An 18,873-nucleotide genomic window follows, 5' to 3' on the forward strand; every position below is an offset into this window, starting at 1 on the left:
AATTCAGGCGTTGGTTCCGTGATGCGGGCGAATATTCGTGGGCGTTGAGTAGCCCATTCCTACAGCTTCGAGTTGGAATTCCTGCATCGGCACAGGCGGACTCTGATTGAACGAATATGTCGCAGCGCCGTAAGCGTCCCGCGTTGCTCCCTCGTTAAGCTTTCGCGGCAATGGTGACCGCCGGGTCGCAGTTGTCTACCGGCGTTCTCCCGGAGCAGGGTCACACTGCCCGGATCGACCTGTGGCCCTTCCTCCGCACGTAGGCGTTCTACGCTTAATTCCAACGAAACGAGCCCAGCGGAGCACAACCATGACGTCCTTCACCGCAGCCAGCAAAGCCGACTTCCAGCACCAACTGCAAGCGGCCCTGGCGCAGCACGTCAGCGAAAAGGCGTTGCCACAAGTAGCCCTGTTCGCCGAGCAATTCTTCGGCATCATCGCGCTCGACGAACTGACCCAGCGCCGGCTGTCCGACCTTGTCGGCTGCACCCTGTCTTCCTGGCGCCTGCTGGAGCGCTTCGATCCCGCGAGCCCCGAAGTGCGGGTGTTCAACCCTGATTACGAGAAGCACGGCTGGCAATCCACCCACACCGCCGTGGAAGTGCTGCACCCGGACATCCCGTTCCTCGTCGACTCGGTACGCATGGAGCTGAACCGCCGCGGTTACAGCATCCATACCCTGCAGAACAACGTCATCAGCGTGCGCCGCAATGCCAAGGGCGAGCTGGTGGAAGTCCTGCCCAAGGGCACCCAGGGCAAGGACGTGCGCCAGGAATCGATGATGTTCCTGGAGATCGACCGCTGCGCCAACAACGGCGCCATGAAGACCCTGGAAAAGGCCTTGTTGGAAGTGCTGGGCGATGTCCGCGTGGCCGTGGCCGACTTCAAGCCGATGAAGGCCAAGGCCCAGGAACTGCTGGCCTGGCTGGACAAGGCCAAGCTCAAGGTCGACGGGGAAGAGCTGGCCGAAGTGAAGGTGTTCATCGAGTGGCTGCTGGATGACCACTTCACCTTCCTGGGGTATGAAGAATTCACCGTGGCCGACGAGAAGAGCGGCGGCCATCTGGTCTACGACGAGAAGTCCCTGCTGGGTGTTTCCAGGCTCCGCCGCGCGGGCCTGAAGAAAGAAGACCTGCACATCGAGACCGAGGCCCTGACCTACCTTCACGAGCCCAGCCTGCTGTCCTTCGCCAAGGCTGCCGAGCCGAGCCGCGTGCACCGCCCGGCTTACCCGGACTTCGTGTCTATCCGTGAACTGGATGCCAAGGGCAAGGTGATCAAGGAGTGCCGCTTCATGGGCCTCTACACCTCCGCCGTGTACGCCGAAAGCGTTGGGCGCATCCCCTACATCCGTCGCAAGGTGGCCGAGATCCAGCGCCGCTCCGGCTTCGATGCCAAGGCCCACCTGGGCAAGGAACTGGCTCAGGTTCTGGAAGTACTGCCGCGCGATGACCTGTTCCAGACCCCGGTGGATGATCTGTTCACCACCGCCATGTCCATCGTGCAGATGCAGGAACGCAACAAGATCCGCCTGTTCCTGCGCCGCGATCCCTATGGCCGCTTCGCCTACGCCCTGGCCTATGTCCCGCGCGACGTCTACTCCACCGAGACGCGCCTGAAGATCCAGCAGATCCTGATGGAGCGCCTGCAGGCCAGCGACTGCGAGTTCTGGACCTTCTTCTCCGAGTCCGTGCTGGCGCGGGTGCAGTTCATCCTGCGCCTGGATCCGAAGAACAAGCTGCACGTCGATACGGCGATGCTGGAGAAGGAAGTCATCCAGGCCTGCCGTTCCTGGAAGGACGATTACGCCAGCCTGATCAACGAAAGCTTCGGCGAAGGGCAGGGCACCCGCGTGCTCGCCGACTTCCCGAAAGGCTTCCCGGCCGGCTATCGCGAGCGCTTCGCCCCGCACTCGGCGGTGGTGGACATGCAGCACCTGTACAGCCTGTCCGACGAGCGCCCGCTGGTGATGAGCTTCTACCAGCCGCTGGCCCAGGGCGAGCAGCAACTGCATTGCAAGCTGTACCACGCCGACAACCCGCTGGCGCTGTCCGACGTACTGCCGATCCTGGAAAACCTCGGCCTGCGCGTGCTCGGCGAATTCCCCTACCGCCTGGTGCGCCAGGACGGTCGCCAGTACTGGATCCACGATTTCGCCTTCACCAGCGCCCTGGGCGATGAAGTCGATATCCAGGAGCTCAACGACACCCTGCAGGACGCCTTCGTGCATATCGTTGGCGGCCATGCCGAGAACGATGCCTTCAACCGCCTGGTGCTGACCGCCGCCATGCCCTGGCGCGACGTGGCCCTGCTGCGTGCCTACGCGCGCTACCTGAAGCAGATCCGCCTGGGCTTCGACCTGTCCTACATCGCCAGCACGCTGCTGAACCACGCCAACATCGCCAAGGAGCTGGTGCGCCTGTTCAAGACCCGCTTCTACCTGGCGCGCAAGCTGGCGGCTGACGATCTGGACGACAAACAGCAGAAGCTCGAGCAGGCCATCCTCGGTGAGCTGGACAATGTCGCGGTGCTCAACGAAGACCGCATCCTGCGTCGCTACCTGGACCTGATCAAGGCGACCCTGCGCACCAACTTCTACCAGCCCGACGCGGCCGGCCAGAACAAGTCCTACTTCAGCTTCAAGCTGAGCCCGCGCCTGATTCCCGAAATCCCGCGCCCGGTGCCCAAGTTCGAAATCTTCGTCTACTCGCCGCGCGTGGAAGGCGTGCACCTGCGCTTCGGCGACGTGGCGCGTGGCGGCCTGCGCTGGTCCGACCGCGAGGAGGACTTCCGTACCGAAGTACTGGGCCTGGTGAAGGCGCAGCAGGTGAAGAACGCCGTGATCGTGCCGATGGGCGCGAAGGGCGGTTTCATTCCGCGCCGCCTGCCCGTGGGCGGCAGCCGTGACGATATCCAGGCCGAGGCCATCGCCTGCTATCGCATCTTCATTTCCGGCCTGCTGGACGTTACCGACAACCTCAAGGAAGGCAAGGTGGTGCCGCCGGCCAACGTGGTGCGCCATGATGTCGACGACCCCTACCTGGTGGTGGCGGCCGACAAGGGCACCGCAACCTTCTCCGACATCGCCAACGGCATCGCCCAGGAGTACGGCTTCTGGCTGGGCGACGCCTTCGCCTCCGGTGGCTCGGCCGGCTACGACCACAAGGGCATGGGCATCACCGCCAAGGGCGGCTGGGTGTCGGTGCAGCGCCACTTCCGTGAGCGCGGCATCGATGTGCAGAAGGACAACTTCACCGTGATCGGCATCGGCGACATGGCCGGCGACGTGTTCGGCAACGGCCTGCTGCTGTCGGACAAGCTGCAACTGGTGGCTGCCTTCAACCACATGCACATCTTCATCGACCCGAACCCGGACGCGGCGTCCAGCTTCCATGAGCGTCAGCGCATGTTCGCGCTGCCGCGTTCTTCCTGGGCCGACTACGACACCAAGCTGATTTCCGAAGGCGGCGGCATCTTCCTGCGTAGCGCCAAGAGCATCGCCATCAGCCCGCAGATGCAGCAGCGCTTCGAGATCGAAGCCGACAAGCTGACCCCCACCGAGTTGCTGAATGCCTTGCTGAAGGCGCCGGTCGACCTGCTCTGGAACGGCGGCATCGGCACTTACGTCAAGGCCAGCAGCGAAAGTCACGCCGACGTGGGTGACAAGGCCAACGACGCCCTGCGCGTGGATGGCCGCGAACTGCGTGCCAAGGTGGTGGGCGAGGGCGGCAACCTCGGCATGACCCAGCTGGGCCGCGTCGAGTACGGCCTCAACGGCGGCGCCAGCAACACCGACTTCATCGACAACGCCGGCGGCGTGGACTGCTCGGACCATGAGGTCAACATCAAGATCCTGCTCAACGAGATCGTGGCCAATGGCGACATGACCGGCAAACAGCGCAACAAGCTGCTGGCCGAGATGACCGATGACGTGGGCAACCTGGTGCTCGGCAACAACTACAAGCAGACCCAGGCGCTGTCCCTAGCGCAGCGTCGTGCCCGCGAGAAGATCGGCGAGTACAAGCGCCTGATGGCCGCCCTGGAAGCGGCCGGCAAGCTGGACCGTGGCCTGGAGTTCCTGCCCACGGACGAGGAGCTGAACGAGCGCATCGCCAATGGCCAGGGCCTGACCCGCCCCGAGCTGTCGGTGCTGATCTCCTACAGCAAGATCGACCTCAAGGAGTCGCTGCTCAAATCCCTGGTGCCGGACGACGACTACCTGGCCCAGGAAATGGAAACCGCGTTCCCGGCGCGCCTGGCCGAAACCTTCGGCGAGTCCATGCGTCGCCACCGCCTGAAGCGCGAAATCATCAGCACCCAGATCGCCAACGACCTGGTCAACCACATGGGCATCACCTTCGTGCAGCGCCTGAAGGAGTCCACCGGCATGAGCGCGGCCAACGTGGCTGGCGCCTATGTGGTGGTGCGCGATGTATTCCGCCTGCCGCACTGGTGGAAGCAGATCGAGGCCCTGGACTACAAGGTGCCGGCCGAACTGCAGCTGACCCTGATGGACGAGCTGATGCGCCTGGGCCGCCGTGCGACCCGCTGGTTCCTGCGCAGCCGTCGCGAAGACCAGAATGCCGCCCGTGACGTGAATCACTTCGGCCCGCGCGTGGAGGCCCTGGCCGGCCGCCTGGACGAGCTGCTGGAAGGCCCGTCCCGCGAGCAGTGGCTGGCGCGCTACCAGTCCTACGTCGAGGCCGGCGCACCGGAGGACCTGGCTCGCGTCGTGGCCGGCACCAGCCACCTCTATACGCTGCTGCCGATCATCGAGGCGTCGGACGTCACCGGCAAGGACACTATCGAAGTCGCCACCGCCTACTTCGCCGTCGGCGGTGCACTGGACCTGTCCTGGTACCTGCAGCAGATCACCAGCCTGCCGGTGGAAAGCAACTGGCAAGCGCTGGCGCGGGAAGCCTTCCGCGACGACCTGGACTGGCAGCAGCGGGCGATCACCGTCTCGGTCCTGCAGATGAATGAAGGTCCGACGGACATCGAGGAGCGTGTGGCACTGTGGCTGGACCAACACCGTGCCCTGGTGGACCGCTGGAAGGCCATGCTGGTCGAACTGCGTGCCTCCACCGCCACCGACTACGCCATGTACGCAGTGGCCAACCGCGAGCTCATGGACCTGGCCCAGAGCGGCCAGCACGGCGTATGCATCCCCTGATGCCCGTGATGTCGTAAGTTTTTAGTGCTCTAGCCCCGCTCCGGCGGGGCTTTTTTTGGCCCGGAGAATGGGACGCCAGCGTTGTGCAACGGAATCGGTGCGCGCAGCGCACCCTGCAGTCGGCCCGGTGATTTGTGGGGAGGGGGTAGGGGCGCCGCGCGTACCGGCTCTGAAGCGGAGGTGGTGGGCCTAGCCCAGCGCGCGCAGGTACTTCACCACATCCGCGGCTCCGGCCAGCCGCAAGCCTTCGCCCAGGGCGGTGGCTTCAGCGTGCTTCTTGGGCAGCAGGATGAACTCCGGGGTGCCGGAATTGCGCAGGATGGTCAGGCGCGAATAGGGGATGCCGCCGTCCAGCAGCAGCCCCATGAAGGCCGGATCGCTCCAGGCCTGCGCCGGCATCGCCAGGACGTGGTAGCGCTCGTCCAGCACGGCCAGACCGTCGGGATCGAGGCTGTAGTCGGTGATCTCGGCGGGGAGGGTGGCTTCCAGCGCGCGCAGCCGTGCATAGGCGATGGAGGCGGCGAAGGCTTCGACATGCTGCTCGCCGTTCCAGAACACGCGATAGCCGTACCAGTCGGCACGGAGCAGGCTGATGGGCTCGCCGGCGAGGAAGCGCGGTAGCGGGAGGCTGATGGCCTTGATGAAGTCCTTGTAGCTGATGATTCGCACCTTGCGGCTGTCCAGGCCGGCCAGGTAGTCCTCGAAGCTGGGGGAGGGCGTCGGTTCGTGGTCGCCGCCGCAAAGCCCGTCGATCTGGCGCAGGTCGAAGCTGGAAAGGCGCTGCTCACCGCGTTTGACTACCTTCACCAGAACGGCATGGGCTTCGGCCTTGTCGTCCTGGACGGGGCCGGACAACGCTCCGCGTGGCAATTCCACCAGCCGCTGCAACGGCGGGCCGGACTGCCACCAGATGGTGTCCTCGGGCAGGTGCAATTGCTGGAAGGGCAGTCGCAGTTGGCTGGCTCGCTCGAGCACCCGGCGCGGGGAATTACCTAAGCCGAAACGCTGGGCGATTGCAGCCAGGCGGGCGCTCAAAGGTGATGGCTGCATCTCACTCATGGCCTGAATACTCCCCGGTCACGGGAGGCAGTTTGGCAGAGGCTTGCCGGCTGCGCGAACCGGGTGTCGGACATTTCTGCCTGGCGGGGAGCGAGAGCGAACGGACGGTGTGGCAGAATCCAGCTCTTCATTGTCGAGGATGCCTCCATGCCCAGCCTGGTGCTGGATATTTCCCTGACTGCGGACGAATTCCTCGCAGTCTATCAAGGTCGGGCCAACCGTGTGCTGCTACGCAGTCGTGACGGTCGCAAGGTCAGCCTGCCGGCCCGGCACCTGCGCCCGTACCTGGGGCACGGGGGCGTGCGCGGTACTTTCGAGCTGGATTTTTCCGCCGACGGCAAACTCCTCAGCCTGCGCCGCCTCGCGTGACGGGGGCCGCGCAGCTATAATCGCCGGCCCATATCGCCGATCGATGCCCGACCGACCATGTACAAACTGGCCCGCGAGCTGCTCTTCTCCCTGTCCCCGGAAACTTCCCACGAACTGTCCATCGACCTTATCGGAGCCGGTGGCCGTCTGGGCCTCAACCGCCTGCTGACCAAGGCGCCGGCGAGCCTGCCGGTGAAGGTGATGGGGCTGGAGTTTCCCAACCCGGTAGGCCTGGCCGCCGGCCTGGACAAGAACGGCGACGCCATCGACGGCTTCGCCCAGCTGGGGTTCGGCTTCGTCGAGATCGGCACCGTGACCCCGCGTCCGCAACCGGGCAACCCCAAGCCGCGCCTGTTCCGACTGCCCCAGGCCGAAGCCATCATCAACCGCATGGGCTTCAACAACCAGGGTGTCGACCACCTGCTGGCGCGTGTGCGTGCGGCGAAGTACGACGGCGTGCTGGGCATCAATATCGGCAAGAACTTCGACACGCCCGTCGAGCGCGCGGTGGATGACTACCTGATCTGCCTGGATAAGGTTTACGCCCACGCCAGCTACGTGACGGTGAACGTCAGCTCGCCGAACACCCCCGGCCTGCGCAGCCTGCAGTTCGGCGATTCGCTGAAGCAACTGCTGCAAGCGCTGCGCAGCCGCCAGGAAAGCCTGGCTGCCCAGCACGGCAGGCACGTGCCGCTGGCCATCAAGATCGCGCCGGACATGAGCGACGAAGAGACCGCCATGGTTGCCCAGGCACTGCTGGAGTCGGGCATGGACGCGGTGATCGCCACCAACACCACCCTCGGTCGTGAAGGCGTCGAAGGCCTGCCCCATGGCGACGAGGCCGGCGGCCTCTCCGGCGCGCCGGTGCGCGAGAAGAGCACCAATACCGTGAAAGTGCTGGCCGCAGAGCTGGGCGGTCGTCTGCCAATCATCGCGGTCGGCGGCATTACCGAAGGCCGTCATGCGGCCGAGAAGATCGCTGCTGGCGCGAGCCTGGTGCAGATCTACTCCGGCTTCATCTACAAGGGGCCGGCGCTGATCCGCGAAGCGGTGGACGCCATCGCCGGACTGCAGAAGTAATTATCGAGCGCAAATAAAAAGGGCTCCCTTCAAGGGAGCCCCTGGGCTTGCGCCCGCCGCCCGGATGGGGCGTGCTTGGTGAAGTCGGTGTGATCCTGTGTCAGCCGACGGCGTGGAGTTCGTTCAGACGATGAATACCGGCGGCGCCGGTGTAGCCATCCCAGTTGTCGCCACGGCCCTCGCGCCAACCGTTGATCCAGGCTTGCCGTGTGGTGGGATGGGTGAAAGGACAAAGATCGCGGGATTTGCCATTGATGCCGTGCTGATAGCCGCGCAAGAATGCTCGTTCCATCGGATCACGCTTAAGTCTTCTCATAGGGTGTAGCCCTCATTTGTTGACTGTTATGTCCATTGGTTCCACAGGTGGAACCTGGCAGAAAGTGCTCTGCCCCGAAGGTGCGTTGCCGGCGTGACGCGCCTTCATCCACTGCCATTGCGGCGGCGGGTTAAGCTGAGTTCTAACCAATGCCCCCAGGCATGTGAATGATCGTTTTGTCATAAGGACGTAACTTATAGGTGGCAACGGCCATAAGCTGACGGAAGCATTTTTTGCCACTTTTCTGTCTAAGCCCCGTGGCTTCGGGGTTGGCCGGATCGATGATGTCGCAGTGCTATTTCATTTGGCGCGCGAATCTGACGACTTTTCATTCCGACGAAGGGCCGCTCTGCGACCTTACGTCACATATTTTGTTACCGCACAGCTCAGGTTCTGTGCCGCTGATCGCCTCGAATGGGCCCTGGAATTCCAATGTCGGACCGCTACGAACTTTTCCTCACCTGCCCGAAGAGCCTGGAAGGCCTGCTGGCCGAAGAGGCCGCGCAACTCGGACTGCAGGAGGTGCGCGAGCAGGTTGCCGCCGTGCGTGGCCAGGGCGACCTGGAAACCGCGTACCGCCTCTGCCTCTGGTCTCGCCTGGCGAACCGGGTGCTGCTGGTGCTGGGACGTTTCCCGGTGCAGAACGCCGAAGATCTCTACCAGGGCGTGCTCGCGGTGGACTGGCATGACCACCTGATGCCCAGTGGCAGCCTGGCGGTGGAGTTCAGTGGCCACGGTTCGGGCATCGACAACACCCACTTCGGTGCGCTCAAGGTCAAGGATGCGGTGGTGGACAAGCTGCGCAGCGCCGACGGCGTGCGGCCGTCCGTTGACAAGGTGAACCCCGACCTGCGCATTCACCTGCGCCTGGACAAGGGCGAGGCGATCCTCTCCATCGACCTGGCTGGCCACAGCCTGCACCAGCGCGGCTATCGCCTGCAGCAGGGCGCCGCGCCGCTGAAGGAGAACCTGGCCGCGGCCATCCTGATCCGCGCCGGCTGGCCGCGTATCGCCGCCGAGGGCGGTGCCCTGGCCGACCCCATGTGCGGTGTCGGCACCTTCCTGGTCGAGGCCGCGATGATGGCTGCCGACATGGCGCCCAACCTCAAGCGCGAGCGCTGGGGGTTCTCCAACTGGCTGGGGCATGTACCGGCATTGTGGAAGAAGCTTCACGAAGAAGCCCAGGTTCGCGCCGAAGCGGGCCTGGCCAAGCCGCCACTGTGGATTCGTGGCTATGAGGCGGACCCGCGCCTGATCCAGCCGGGCCGCAACAATATCGAGCGCGCCGGCCTTGGCGACTGGGTGAAGATCTACCAGGGCGAGCTGGCGACCTTCGAGCCGCGCCCGGACCAGAACCAGAAGGGCCTGGTCATCAGCAACCCGCCCTATGGCGAGCGATTGGGCGACGAGGCCAGCCTGCTCTACCTCTACCAGAACCTCGGCGAGCGCCTGCGCCAGGCCTGCATGGGCTGGGAAGCGGCGGTATTCACCGGCGCGCCGGAACTGGGCAAGCGCATGGGTATCCGCAGCCACAAGCAGTACGCCTTCTGGAACGGCGCCCTGGCGTGCAAGCTGCTGCTGCTCAAGGTGCTGCCGGAGCAGTTCGTGACCGGCGAACGACGGGCGGCCGGGGAGGGCGATCGCGTCACTCCGCGCGCCGAGCCCGCGCGTCTCTCCGAGGGCGGGCAGATGTTCGCCAACCGCCTGCAGAAGAACCTCAAGCAATTGGGCAAGTGGGCACGCAAGGAGGGCATCCAGTGCTACCGCCTGTATGACGCCGACATGCCTGAATACGCCCTGGCCGTCGACCTCTACGGCGACTGGGTGCATGTGCAGGAATACGCACCGCCCCGTTCCATCGACCCGGAAAAGGCACAGGCGCGCCTGCTCGATGCCCTGGCCGCGATTCCCCAGGCGCTGGATGTGGACCCGGCCCAGGTCGTCGTCAAGCGTCGCGAGCGCCAGAGCGGAACCCGCCAGTACGAGCGCCAGGGCAGTGAAGGGCGCTTCACGGAAGTGAGCGAGGGCGGCGTGAAGCTGCTGGTGAACCTCACCGACTACCTGGACACCGGCCTGTTCCTCGACCACCGGCCGATCCGCCTGCGCATCCAGCGCGAGGCAGCCGGCAAGCGCTTCCTCAACCTCTTCTGCTACACGGCCACCGCCAGCGTGCACGCGGCCAAGGGGGGGGCGCGCAGCACCACTAGCGTCGACCTGTCCAAGACCTACCTGGACTGGGCTCGGCGCAATCTGTCGCTGAACGGCTTTTCCGACAAGCACAGGCTGCAGCAGGGCGATGTGATGGCCTGGCTCGCCGAGGACCGTGGTGAGTACGACCTGATCTTCATCGACCCGCCGACCTTCTCCAACTCCAAGCGCATGGAGGGTGTGTTCGACGTGCAGCGCGACCACGTCCAGTTGTTGGACCTGGCCATGGCGCGACTGGCGCCCGGCGGCGTGCTGTACTTCTCCAACAACTTCCGCAAGTTCCAGCTGGATGAGGGGCTGGAGTCGCGCTACGCGGTCACCGAGATCAGCGCCGAGACCCTGGACCCGGACTTCGCCCGTAACGCCAAGATCCACCGCGCCTGGCGCCTGACCACCCGCTGAGGCGCCTGCGCGCCTCGCCCCCAGCTCTCCGATCGACCCGCCGGAAGATCCGGTCGTCCGGCGTTTGCCTTGGGCGGTCGGCTGCTCATGCGCGTTTCTAGGCAAAGTGCCACTACCTGGCTATGTTGATGCTCACAGGGACGGTATTTCCACACCCAGATTCGAGATGTGAGCATGCAGTCGCTTGCGCCGGAAAAACTGACCCTGTCGGCATTGCTGTCCGGCCGCCCGCTGGTGTGGCTGGTCTGCTTGTTGGCCGTCTTCGGCGGTGCGGCGCTTACCTTCCTGCTCAGCCAGGCGGTGCGCAGCGCCGAAGAGAACCAGTTGCGCACACGTTTCAATCTGGCCGCTGGCGAGCGCATCAGCCGCATCCAGGAGCGACTGGATGGGCAGCTCAAGGAGCTGGATGCCGTCCAGCGCTTCTTCAACAATTCCCGTGAAGTCACCCTTGGCGAGTTCCAGGGATTCGTCGGTCCGCTGCTGGGTGACACCCTGGTCTATTCCTGGGTGCCGCGAATAGCCGGAAACGAGCGGGAGCGGTTCGAGGCACGCGCCCGCGAAGAGGGAATGGCGGGCTTTGCCATCCGCGACCTGAAGGGCGACAGCCTGGTGGTCAGTCCGCCTCGGCAGGAGTATTTCCCGGTCTACTACAGCGTGACCTCGCGCATCGACCAGGTGCCGCTGGGGATGGACCTGAACTCCAATCCGCAGCGCCGCGCCGCCATCGCCAAGGCGCGGAGCAGCCATGGCGTCACCGTTACCGAGCGAGTGCAGGTGATTGGCGTGGTAGAGCGTGAGGCCAGTGGCGTGGTCATGCTGGCGCCGGTCTACGACGGCAATCCGCCAAGCGATGAGCGCCTGCGTGGTTTTGTAGTGTCGGTGGTCAGCCTCAACCTTGAGATGGAAGCGGCCATTGCGCCGGACAACCTGGCGAGCCTGGTGATGCGGGTCAGCGATGTCAGCGAGGATGGCCATGAACAGCTGATCTACCAGAGCGCCGAGGCTCCGGCGAGCGATCTGCTGCACCGTCGCGTGGTGCCCTTCGGCGACCGTCAGTACTTGCTGGAGGTGCTTCCCAGCGCGGGATTCCTCGCGCAGGACACATTGTCCACGGCCGATCTGGTAGCGATCAGCGGCCTGGTATTCACGCTGCTGCTGGCGGGCTACCTGCTGCTGATGGTCAACCAGCGGCAGAACGCGCTGGCGTTGGTGGCCGAGCGCACCGAAGCGCTGCGTGAGCGCGAGATCGAGTTGCAGCTCAGCGAGGAACGCTGGAGCTTTGCCCTGGATGGCGCCGGGCATGGTGTCTGGGATTGGGAGCCCCAGTCCGGGCGCTTTTTTCTCTCCCGTGGCTGGAAAACCATGCTCGGCTATGGGGAGGACGAGGTGGATGACAGCCTCGAGGCGCGTGGAAGGCTGATCCATCCCCAGGACCAGCCGCTGGCGCGGGCGGAGCTGGAGCGCCACCTGCGCGGTGTCAGCGCGGTGTACCAGAGCCAGCACCGCATGCTGCACAAGGACGGCCGCTGGATCTGGGTGCTGGATCGCGGAAAAGTGGTGGAGCGGGGGCCCGATGGCCTGCCGCAGCGGATGATCGGCACCCAGACCGACATCAGCTCCAGCAAGGCGGTGGAACTGCAGCTGGCCATGGCCCACGGCCAGCTCCGCAGCCTGCTGAATGCCGCGACCCAGGTGGCGATCGTCAGTACCGACCTGCGTGGTGCCATTCTCCAATTCAACGTCGGCGCCGAGCGCATGTTCGGCTACCGGGCGGTGGAAATGATCGGCCGCCATCCGGTGGTGCTGCATCTGGAGAGCGAGGTGGCGGAGCGCTGTCGGGCGCTCGGGCAGCGCCTGGGCAAGCTGGTACCGGATTTCCAGGCCTATGTGGAGGAAGTCACGGCGGGCGACCGCTTCGACGAGCAGGAGTGGACCTTCCAGCGCCGCGACGGCAGTCGTCTCACCGGCAGCCTGATCCTCACGGGGGTGCGTGACGAGCGCGAAGTGCTGGTGGGTTACCTGGGGGTGGCGATCGACATCACCGAGCGCAAGCATGTGCAGCAGGCCCTGGAAGCCCGCGATCGCCTGCTGGAAAAACTCAGCGCACGGGTGCCCGGCGTGCTCTACCAGTTCCGCATGGAGCCCAATGAGCACTTCAGCTTCCCCTATACCAGCGCCGGCATCCTCGAAGTCTTCGAAGTGGACCCGGAAACGGTGCGGGACGATGCCATGGGCCTTCTGGAACGTGTGCATCCCGATGACCTGGAGCGGGTGCAGAGCTCAATCCGCCGCTCCGCCGAATTGCTCACGCCGTGGCGCGAGGATTTCCGCGTGCTCCTGCCGCGCCAGGGCCTGCGCTGGCTGCGCGGGGAGTCCGTACCTGAACGCGGAGAAGATGGCGCGGTGCTCTGGCACGGCTACATCACCGACATCACCGGGTTGAAGCTGGTGGAGCAGGAATTGCGCGCGCTCTCGGTCACCGACGCCCTGACCGGCGTCTACAACCGGCGCTACTTCCAGGAGCGCCTGGACCTGGAGATCGCTCGCGCCGAGCGCCGCGAAGGTCCGCTGGCGCTGGTGATGCTGGATGTCGACCACTTCAAGCAGATCAACGACTGTCATGGCCACGAGGCTGGGGACCGGGTGCTCAAGGCACTGTGCATGCGGGTCGGCGAGCGCCTGCGGCGCATCGATGTGCTGTGCCGCCTGGGTGGTGAAGAGTTCGTCGTACTCTGCCCCGACACCAATGTCGAGCAGGCATTCCAGGTCGCCCAGGCGCTATGGCAGGCGCTGGCGAAGGAGAACGTGGCGGGGGTAGGGCGGGTGAGCGCCAGCTTCGGCTGCGCCGCCTGGCGAGATGGGGAAGATGCCGATGATCTGCTGCGGCGCGTGGATGCCGCTGTCTATGCGGCGAAACAGGCAGGGCGCAACCAGATCCGTATCGCCGAGTGAGAGAGGGCCGCCCGCAAGGGGCGGCCATCAGGGTCAGTTGGCGCCGGCCACGCTCTTGGGCTGGCGGTACAGGTCCACCAGCACCTGGTCGAGGATCGCCGACGCGCCCCAGGGGCGCGAATCGTTGAGGATCGCCACCACGGCCCAGGTGTTGCCATTGCTGTCGCGGCTGAAGCCAGCGATGGCACGGACCGTGTTCAGGGTGCCGGTCTTGATGTGGGCTTCACCTTCTAGGGCCGTGCGGCGCAGGCGCTTGCGCATGGTGCCGTCCATCGCCACCAGCGGCAGCGAGGAAATGAACTCGGCGGCGTAGGGGCCCTGCCACGCAGCCTGGAGGATGGTGGCCATCTCGCGGGCGCTGACCCGTTCGTTGCGCGACAGGCCTGAACCGTTCTCCATGACCAGGTGAGGTGCGGTGATGCCTTTCTTCGCCAGCCAGTTGCGGATCACTCGTTGCGCGGCCTTGGCGTCGTCGCCGTCGGCATCGGTGCGGTAGCGCGCGCCGATGCTGAGGAACAGCTGCTGGGCCATGGTGTTGTTGCTGTACTTGTTGATGTCGCGGATGACTTCAACCAGGTCCGGGGAGAAGGAACGGGCCAGCAGCTTGGCGTCCTTGGGCACATCGCCCGCACGGTCCTTGCCGTTGATGGTGCCGCCCAGTTCCTTCCAGAACGCGCGCACGGCGCCGGCGGCGTAGCCCGGATGGTCGAGCAGGGACATGTAGGTCTGGGCGCTGCAGCCTTCCGGCAGCTTGCCGCTGGCGATCAGGGTGGTACCGTCGAACTGGGTCACCGGGTTGTAGCGCACATCGGGCCAGGAGGGGCACTTGGCGGCCTTGGTCACCTGCAGCTTGTTTTCGATGCGGATGTTCTCGAGCGGCGGCTCCATGGCCAGGCTGGCCTTGCCGCCCTCCGCGCGGGCGATCAGGCGCACGGCCTTGAGGTTGACCAGCAGCGAGTCCGGGCCGACCAGGAAGGGCTTGTTGTCGTCGCCGCCGTCGTCGTTGAAGGACGGCAGTTGCGGGTGGTTGAAGTAGCTGCGATCCAGCACCAGGTCGCCGGTGACCTCGCGCACGCCGTTGGCGCGCAGGTCGCGCATCATCAGCCAGAGCTTTTCCATGTTCAGCTTGGGATCGCCGCCACCCTTGAGGTAGAGGTTGCCGTTGAGCACGCCGTTCTTCAGCGGGCCGTCGGCGTAGAACTCGGTCTTCCACTGGTAGGTGGGGCCGAGCAGCTCAAGGGCGGCGTAGGTGGTGATCAGCTTCATGGTGGACGCCGGGTTCACCGACACATCGGCGTTGACCAGCGTCTGGGCGCCCGGGCCGGTGAGCGGCAGGGTCACCAGGGACAGCGAGTTGGAGGAAATCTTGTTGGCGGTCAGTGCTTTCTGCACCTTGGCGGGAAGGCTGGTGTTGACCTGGGCGGCGGACAGCGGCAGGGCCACGGGGAAAATCAGGGCAGCAAGGGTAAGGGTACGAATGGACTTGAACATCAAAGCTTGCCCTCCTGGCGAGGGCGGGTAACGAAAGAAGATGACATGGTGACAGTTCCCACGAGGGTTCGGGAAATCGGCGCATTATGCCGTAACCCCGTCCTAACGGTATGGGTTCGCGACTCATTTCGTCTGCCAGTGCAACCTCGGGTGCACCGCGAACGGGCAAGTTGCAACGGAAGCTGCTAGAGTGCCGCCCGTCATTTATGCCGAGGAACTGCCATATGGCCACCAATCGCTCCCGCCGCCTGCGCAAGAAGCTTTGCGTCGATGAATTCCAGGAACTGGGTTTCGAACTCACCCTCAGCTACAAGGAGGGTCTGAATCCGGAAGCGGTTTCGGCGTTCTTCGAGCGTTTCATCGACGAAGCGATCGAAAGCAATGGCCTGGGCTTCATCGGTGCCGAGGACTACGGTTTCGTTTGCCTCGGCAAGCGTGGTTCGGTAACCGCCGAGCAGCGTACCCAGGTGGAAGCCTGGCTGCAGAAGGGCCACGCCGAACTGGCCGGTTCCACCGTCAGCCCGCTGATCGACGTGTGGTACCCGGAGAATCCGGTCAACGCCTGAGTGCGATGACGGATGGAAGAAGGGCGCCTGTTGGCGCCCTTTTTTGTGTCCCGCTGTTTTGCAGGGCAACTTCTGTGGGAGCGGATCCATTCGCGAACGGACTGCAATCCAGTACCCGCAGCGAACAGGGCAGGCCCTCGACCTGCATCGCGATCGCAAGCGCTCCCACAATTTCCCCTCGCATTTCGGACCGGATTCCCGATCAGGCCAGCCCCGCCTTTGCCAACATCGCCGCTTCGTCCACCGCGTCGACCTGCTCCGGCTTGAGGAAGCGCCTGGCGTAGTCCATGTACACCCCGGAACGGATGAACAGGCCGAACAGGTCGGGGTCGATGTGGGCGCCACGGCACATGCCGGTCATGATCCCCAGCGCTTCGGAGAGGGTCTTGCCCTTCTTGTAGGGGCGGTCCACCGCCGTCAGTGCCTCGAAGATGTCGGCGATGGCCATCATCCGCGCCGGAAGGCTCATTTCTTCCCGGGTCAGGCGCTTCGGATAGCCGGTGCCATCCATCTTCTCGTGGTGCCCGCCGGCGATCTCCGCCACGTTCGCCAGATGCGCGGGGAAGGGCAGGTGGTTGAGCATCAGGATGGTCTGCACGATGTGGTGGTTGATGATGTAGCGCTCTTCATCGGTCAGGGTCCCGCGGCTGACGGACAGGTTGTGCAACTCTCCCCGATTGAACTTGTACTCGGGCACCTGCAACTTGAAGCCCCAGGGGTTGTCCGGTGGCATCAGTTCGGTGGCGGGGCGCTCGAAAAGATGGTCGGGCCGATCGGCCAGCAGGTTTTCTTCCACCGGCAAGGTTTGCGGCGGTGTACGGGCGAGGCGCTGCGCCTCTTCCCAGGACACACCCAGGCGGTTGTCCAGGGTGCGGGTCCAGGTGCGTGCGGCTACTTCTTTCAGGCGTTCCTGATCGGCTTCGGCCATGGCTTCGCCACCCAGGTTGCAGCGGGCGATGAAGGCGAAGTCGTCGTCCAGCGCGGCGAGTTCCGTGTCCCGCAGCCGCGCCTGTTCGTTCTCGTCGGCGCCCTGGGCGAGGGCCTGCCAGTAGCGCACCCAGGCGTCGCGCTTGAGCACCTCGAAGCGGGTGCGGATTTCATGGATGCGATCGTTCAGGGTTTCCAGCTTGGTGGCCTTGTCCACCACGTACTCTGGGGTGGTCACCTTGCCGCAATCGTGCAGCCAGGCGGCGATATGCAGGGCTTCCCATTCTTCGTCCGTGGGTTGGAAACCCCGGAATGCCGTCTCGTTACTGGCGGCGGCGGCACGGGCCAGCATCAGGGTAATTTCCGGCACGCGCTGGCAGTGGCCGCCGGTGTAGGGGCTCTTGGCGTCGATGGCTCCGGCCATCAGCTGGATGAAGGCGTCCAGCAATTGCTTCTGTTTCTCCAGCAGGCGCTGGCTTTCGATGCACAGCGCGGCGACGCCGGAGATGGCTTCGACGAAGGCGATGCGTTCCGGCCTGAGGATGGCGGGGCGAGATTCCTTGCCCGTGTCGCGGTGCAGCAGGACCAGCACGCCAATGGTGATGCCCTGGCGGTTATGCAGACCGGTGCTGACCAGATGAACTCGCGGGCTTTCCAGGGTTTGCAGCAGGTCCCGATAGGCGCCGGCCTGGTCGTAGCCGAACGAGCACACCTGGCTGGGGCCGCCGTGGGACGGCAGGTCGAGCCAGTGCGGCATGGCCGGGCTTTCCAGGCCGAAGCCGCGGATGCCGTGGGCTTCCAGATCCTGCTCCTGGTCGTTGAGGAACAGGCCATGGGGTTCCAGACGGCCCTTCTGGTTGTCGATCAGGTAGAGCAGGCCCCCGGAGGCTTCGCTGATGTCGATGGTTTCGTCAAGGACGCGGCGTAGCAGGTTGTCGAAGCGGTTTTCCGCCGAGAGACTGGATGCAATCTCCAGGAAGCTGGAGATGGTTTCCTTCATCCGCGCCATGGAGACCGCCAGTTGGTCCACCTCCAGCACCGGCGAGCGCCCCATGGCAGGCAGGCTGAAATTGAAGCTGCGAATGGCTTCGGCCTGGACCACCAACGCCCGCAGTGGCTTGACCACGATGCGCGAAAGCAGGATGCCGAGCGGGATGCACAGCAGCAGGATGGCCAGCGTCAGCATCGCGCCTTGCCAGCGGATGCGGTAGGCATCGTCGAGCAGTTCGTCCTCGGGGGCGAGGATGGCCAGATTCAGGCCCTTGGGCCCGCCTTCGGCGAGATGCTGGCGCGCGATTACCCAACGGCGATCGCCGATCTTCGCGCTGGTGCGCAAGTCTTCCTGCCCGGCGAGGCCGATCAGGGCGGCGAGTGGGGGGCTGAAGTCCTTCACCTCGCCCAACTCAGGCGCGCCGTTGATGCGTTTGACCAGCTTGCTGGTGTCGGGGTAGGCAACCGCACGGCCGTCGGGCTGGTACAGGACCACTTCGGTCGAGGGTGTGACCCGGTGGCTGGCCAGCGTGGCCGACAGGTCGTCCAGGGTCAGGTCGGCGCCTACCACCGAATCGCTGCCGCCCGGGCGCGCCAGGGTCGTGCCGACTGCGCCGCTGGAGAAGAACACATAGGGGGCCGTGGTGATCGGTTCATCCTGCTCCAGCGCCCCGTAGAACCAGGGCCGGCTGCGTGGATCGTAGCGCTCCTTCAGTTCCTGGCGGCGGACTATCTCGTTGAGCTGGCCGTCGAAGAAGAAGGTCAGGGAACGGGCGCGGGTCAGGTTGTCCCGCTCGATGCTCCAGACCTGATAGACCGCATTCAGTGGGGCGTTGAAGGTCTTCTTCAGCATGTCGTTGCGAAGGTGGCGGACCATGAAGAAGTCACCATCGTCATAGCCGACGTAGAGTGCCGCCAGCTTGGGATTGTCATGCAGGGCCTGGGTCAGGGGCCTTAGCAGGATGTCCAGGCGGTCGAAGCTGTTCAGGCGCTGGTTGGTTCCGCCCAGGGCCAGCAGGTTGAGCAGGTGGTAGATGGGTTGGTAGGTCTGCTGCAGGTCGGTTTCCACTTCCTGGCTGATGCGGCCGAAGAGTTCATCGCTGCTGGAAAGGATGATCTGGCTGGTCTGGCGATAGTTGAACAGGCCCAGGACCACGCCGGTGAACAATAGGAGCAGGGTGAAGAGCGCACTGATGTGCACGTGCAGCGGAAAGCGACGCTCAGCGAACTTTTGCGGCATTGCAGCAGCTCCTTAACCCTATCCCTGAGGGGCTACAGGAGCATAGATGAGGCTTGTGACGCCCGTCGTGCAATTTGCCATGGGGCGGGGCCTGTCGGCG

At 64.8% G+C, this 18,873-nt stretch carries 10 protein-coding genes; 6 read left to right on the top strand and 4 right to left on the bottom strand.

The features are described 5' to 3' along the window. Positions 1-310: 310 nt before the first annotated feature. Positions 311-5,173: an NAD-glutamate dehydrogenase gene (locus tag FXN65_RS09580; RefSeq protein ID WP_151132928.1), complete on the top strand. Its 4,863-nt coding sequence runs from the start codon at positions 311-313 to the stop codon at positions 5,171-5,173. 189 nt (positions 5,174-5,362) lie between these two features. Here FXN65_RS09580 and FXN65_RS09585 read toward each other — a convergent pair whose 3' ends face one another. Continuing rightward, the gene (locus tag FXN65_RS09585) at positions 5,363-6,232 is read right to left on the bottom strand and encodes a DUF6685 family protein (RefSeq protein WP_151132930.1); all 870 of its coding nucleotides are present in this window, start codon (positions 6,230-6,232) and stop codon (positions 5,363-5,365) included. A 147-nt stretch (positions 6,233-6,379) separates the two neighbouring features. Here FXN65_RS09585 and FXN65_RS09590 point away from each other — a divergent pair, with 147 nt between their 5' ends. Both FXN65_RS09590 and FXN65_RS09595 read left to right on the top strand, forming a co-directional pair. Then, positions 6,380-6,601, top strand: a complete 222-nt coding sequence (locus FXN65_RS09590) for a DUF2835 domain-containing protein (RefSeq protein WP_151132932.1) — start codon at positions 6,380-6,382, stop codon at positions 6,599-6,601. 57 nt (positions 6,602-6,658) lie between these two features. Continuing rightward, positions 6,659-7,681 carry a quinone-dependent dihydroorotate dehydrogenase gene (locus FXN65_RS09595; protein ID WP_151132934.1) on the top strand — a complete coding sequence of 341 codons (1,023 nt, stop codon included), beginning with the start codon at positions 6,659-6,661 and terminating at the stop codon, positions 7,679-7,681. Between the two features lie 100 nt (positions 7,682-7,781). Here FXN65_RS09595 and rmf read toward each other — a convergent pair whose 3' ends face one another. After that, positions 7,782-7,997 (bottom strand): ribosome modulation factor, encoded by a 216-nt coding sequence (gene rmf, locus FXN65_RS09600; protein WP_151132935.1) that lies wholly within the window; start codon positions 7,995-7,997, stop codon positions 7,782-7,784. Between the two features lie 432 nt (positions 7,998-8,429). Between rmf and rlmKL the strand changes: the two genes are divergently transcribed. After that, the gene (rlmKL, locus tag FXN65_RS09605) at positions 8,430-10,607 is read left to right on the top strand and encodes a bifunctional 23S rRNA (guanine(2069)-N(7))-methyltransferase RlmK/23S rRNA (guanine(2445)-N(2))-methyltransferase RlmL (protein ID WP_151132937.1); all 2,178 of its coding nucleotides are present in this window, start codon (positions 8,430-8,432) and stop codon (positions 10,605-10,607) included. A gap of 174 nt (positions 10,608-10,781) precedes the next feature. Beyond that, positions 10,782-13,559 (top strand): sensor domain-containing diguanylate cyclase, encoded by a 2,778-nt coding sequence (locus FXN65_RS09610; RefSeq protein WP_151132939.1) that lies wholly within the window; start codon positions 10,782-10,784, stop codon positions 13,557-13,559. Positions 13,560-13,592: 33 nt separating this feature from the next. Here the strand turns inward: FXN65_RS09610 and dacB are convergent, their stop codons facing one another. Then, positions 13,593-15,050, bottom strand: a complete 1,458-nt coding sequence (gene dacB / locus FXN65_RS09615; RefSeq protein ID WP_151132941.1) for a D-alanyl-D-alanine carboxypeptidase/D-alanyl-D-alanine endopeptidase — start codon at positions 15,048-15,050, stop codon at positions 13,593-13,595. Between the two features lie 224 nt (positions 15,051-15,274). On the opposite strand from dacB, the gene FXN65_RS09620 reads away from it, so the two are divergent. Continuing rightward, positions 15,275-15,616, top strand: coding sequence for a YggL 50S ribosome-binding family protein (locus FXN65_RS09620; protein ID WP_151132943.1), 342 nt, complete (start codon positions 15,275-15,277; stop codon positions 15,614-15,616). Between the two features lie 202 nt (positions 15,617-15,818). On the opposite strand, the gene FXN65_RS09625 is transcribed toward FXN65_RS09620, so the two are convergent. Further along, complete coding sequence (locus FXN65_RS09625) at positions 15,819-18,773, bottom strand: HD domain-containing phosphohydrolase (protein WP_151132945.1); 2,955 nt, start codon at positions 18,771-18,773, stop codon at positions 15,819-15,821. Positions 18,774-18,873 lie beyond the last annotated feature (100 nt).

This window comes from Pseudomonas lalkuanensis, from assembly GCF_008807375.1.
Taxonomy (GTDB): domain Bacteria; phylum Pseudomonadota; class Gammaproteobacteria; order Pseudomonadales; family Pseudomonadaceae; genus Metapseudomonas; species Metapseudomonas lalkuanensis.

Bases quoted from the DNA above. Each gene is read 5' to 3' on its own strand.
- FXN65_RS09590 (WP_151132932.1), top strand. From the start codon at position 6,380: ATGCCCAGCCTGGTGCTGGATATTTCCCTGACTGCGGACGAATTCCTC.
- FXN65_RS09610 (WP_151132939.1), top strand. From the start codon at position 10,782: ATGCAGTCGCTTGCGCCGGAAAAACTGACCCTGTCGGCATTGCTGTCC.
- FXN65_RS09620 (WP_151132943.1), top strand. From the start codon at position 15,275: ATGGCCACCAATCGCTCCCGCCGCCTGCGCAAGAAGCTTTGCGTCGAT.
- rlmKL (WP_151132937.1), top strand. From the start codon at position 8,430: ATGTCGGACCGCTACGAACTTTTCCTCACCTGCCCGAAGAGCCTGGAA.
- FXN65_RS09585 (WP_151132930.1), bottom strand. From the start codon at position 6,232: ATGAGTGAGATGCAGCCATCACCTTTGAGCGCCCGCCTGGCTGCAATC.
- rmf (WP_151132935.1), bottom strand. From the start codon at position 7,997: ATGAGAAGACTTAAGCGTGATCCGATGGAACGAGCATTCTTGCGCGGC.
- dacB (WP_151132941.1), bottom strand. From the start codon at position 15,050: ATGTTCAAGTCCATTCGTACCCTTACCCTTGCTGCCCTGATTTTCCCC.
- FXN65_RS09580 (WP_151132928.1), top strand. From the start codon at position 311: ATGACGTCCTTCACCGCAGCCAGCAAAGCCGACTTCCAGCACCAACTG.
- FXN65_RS09595 (WP_151132934.1), top strand. From the start codon at position 6,659: ATGTACAAACTGGCCCGCGAGCTGCTCTTCTCCCTGTCCCCGGAAACT.
- FXN65_RS09625 (WP_151132945.1), bottom strand. From the start codon at position 18,773: ATGCCGCAAAAGTTCGCTGAGCGTCGCTTTCCGCTGCACGTGCACATC.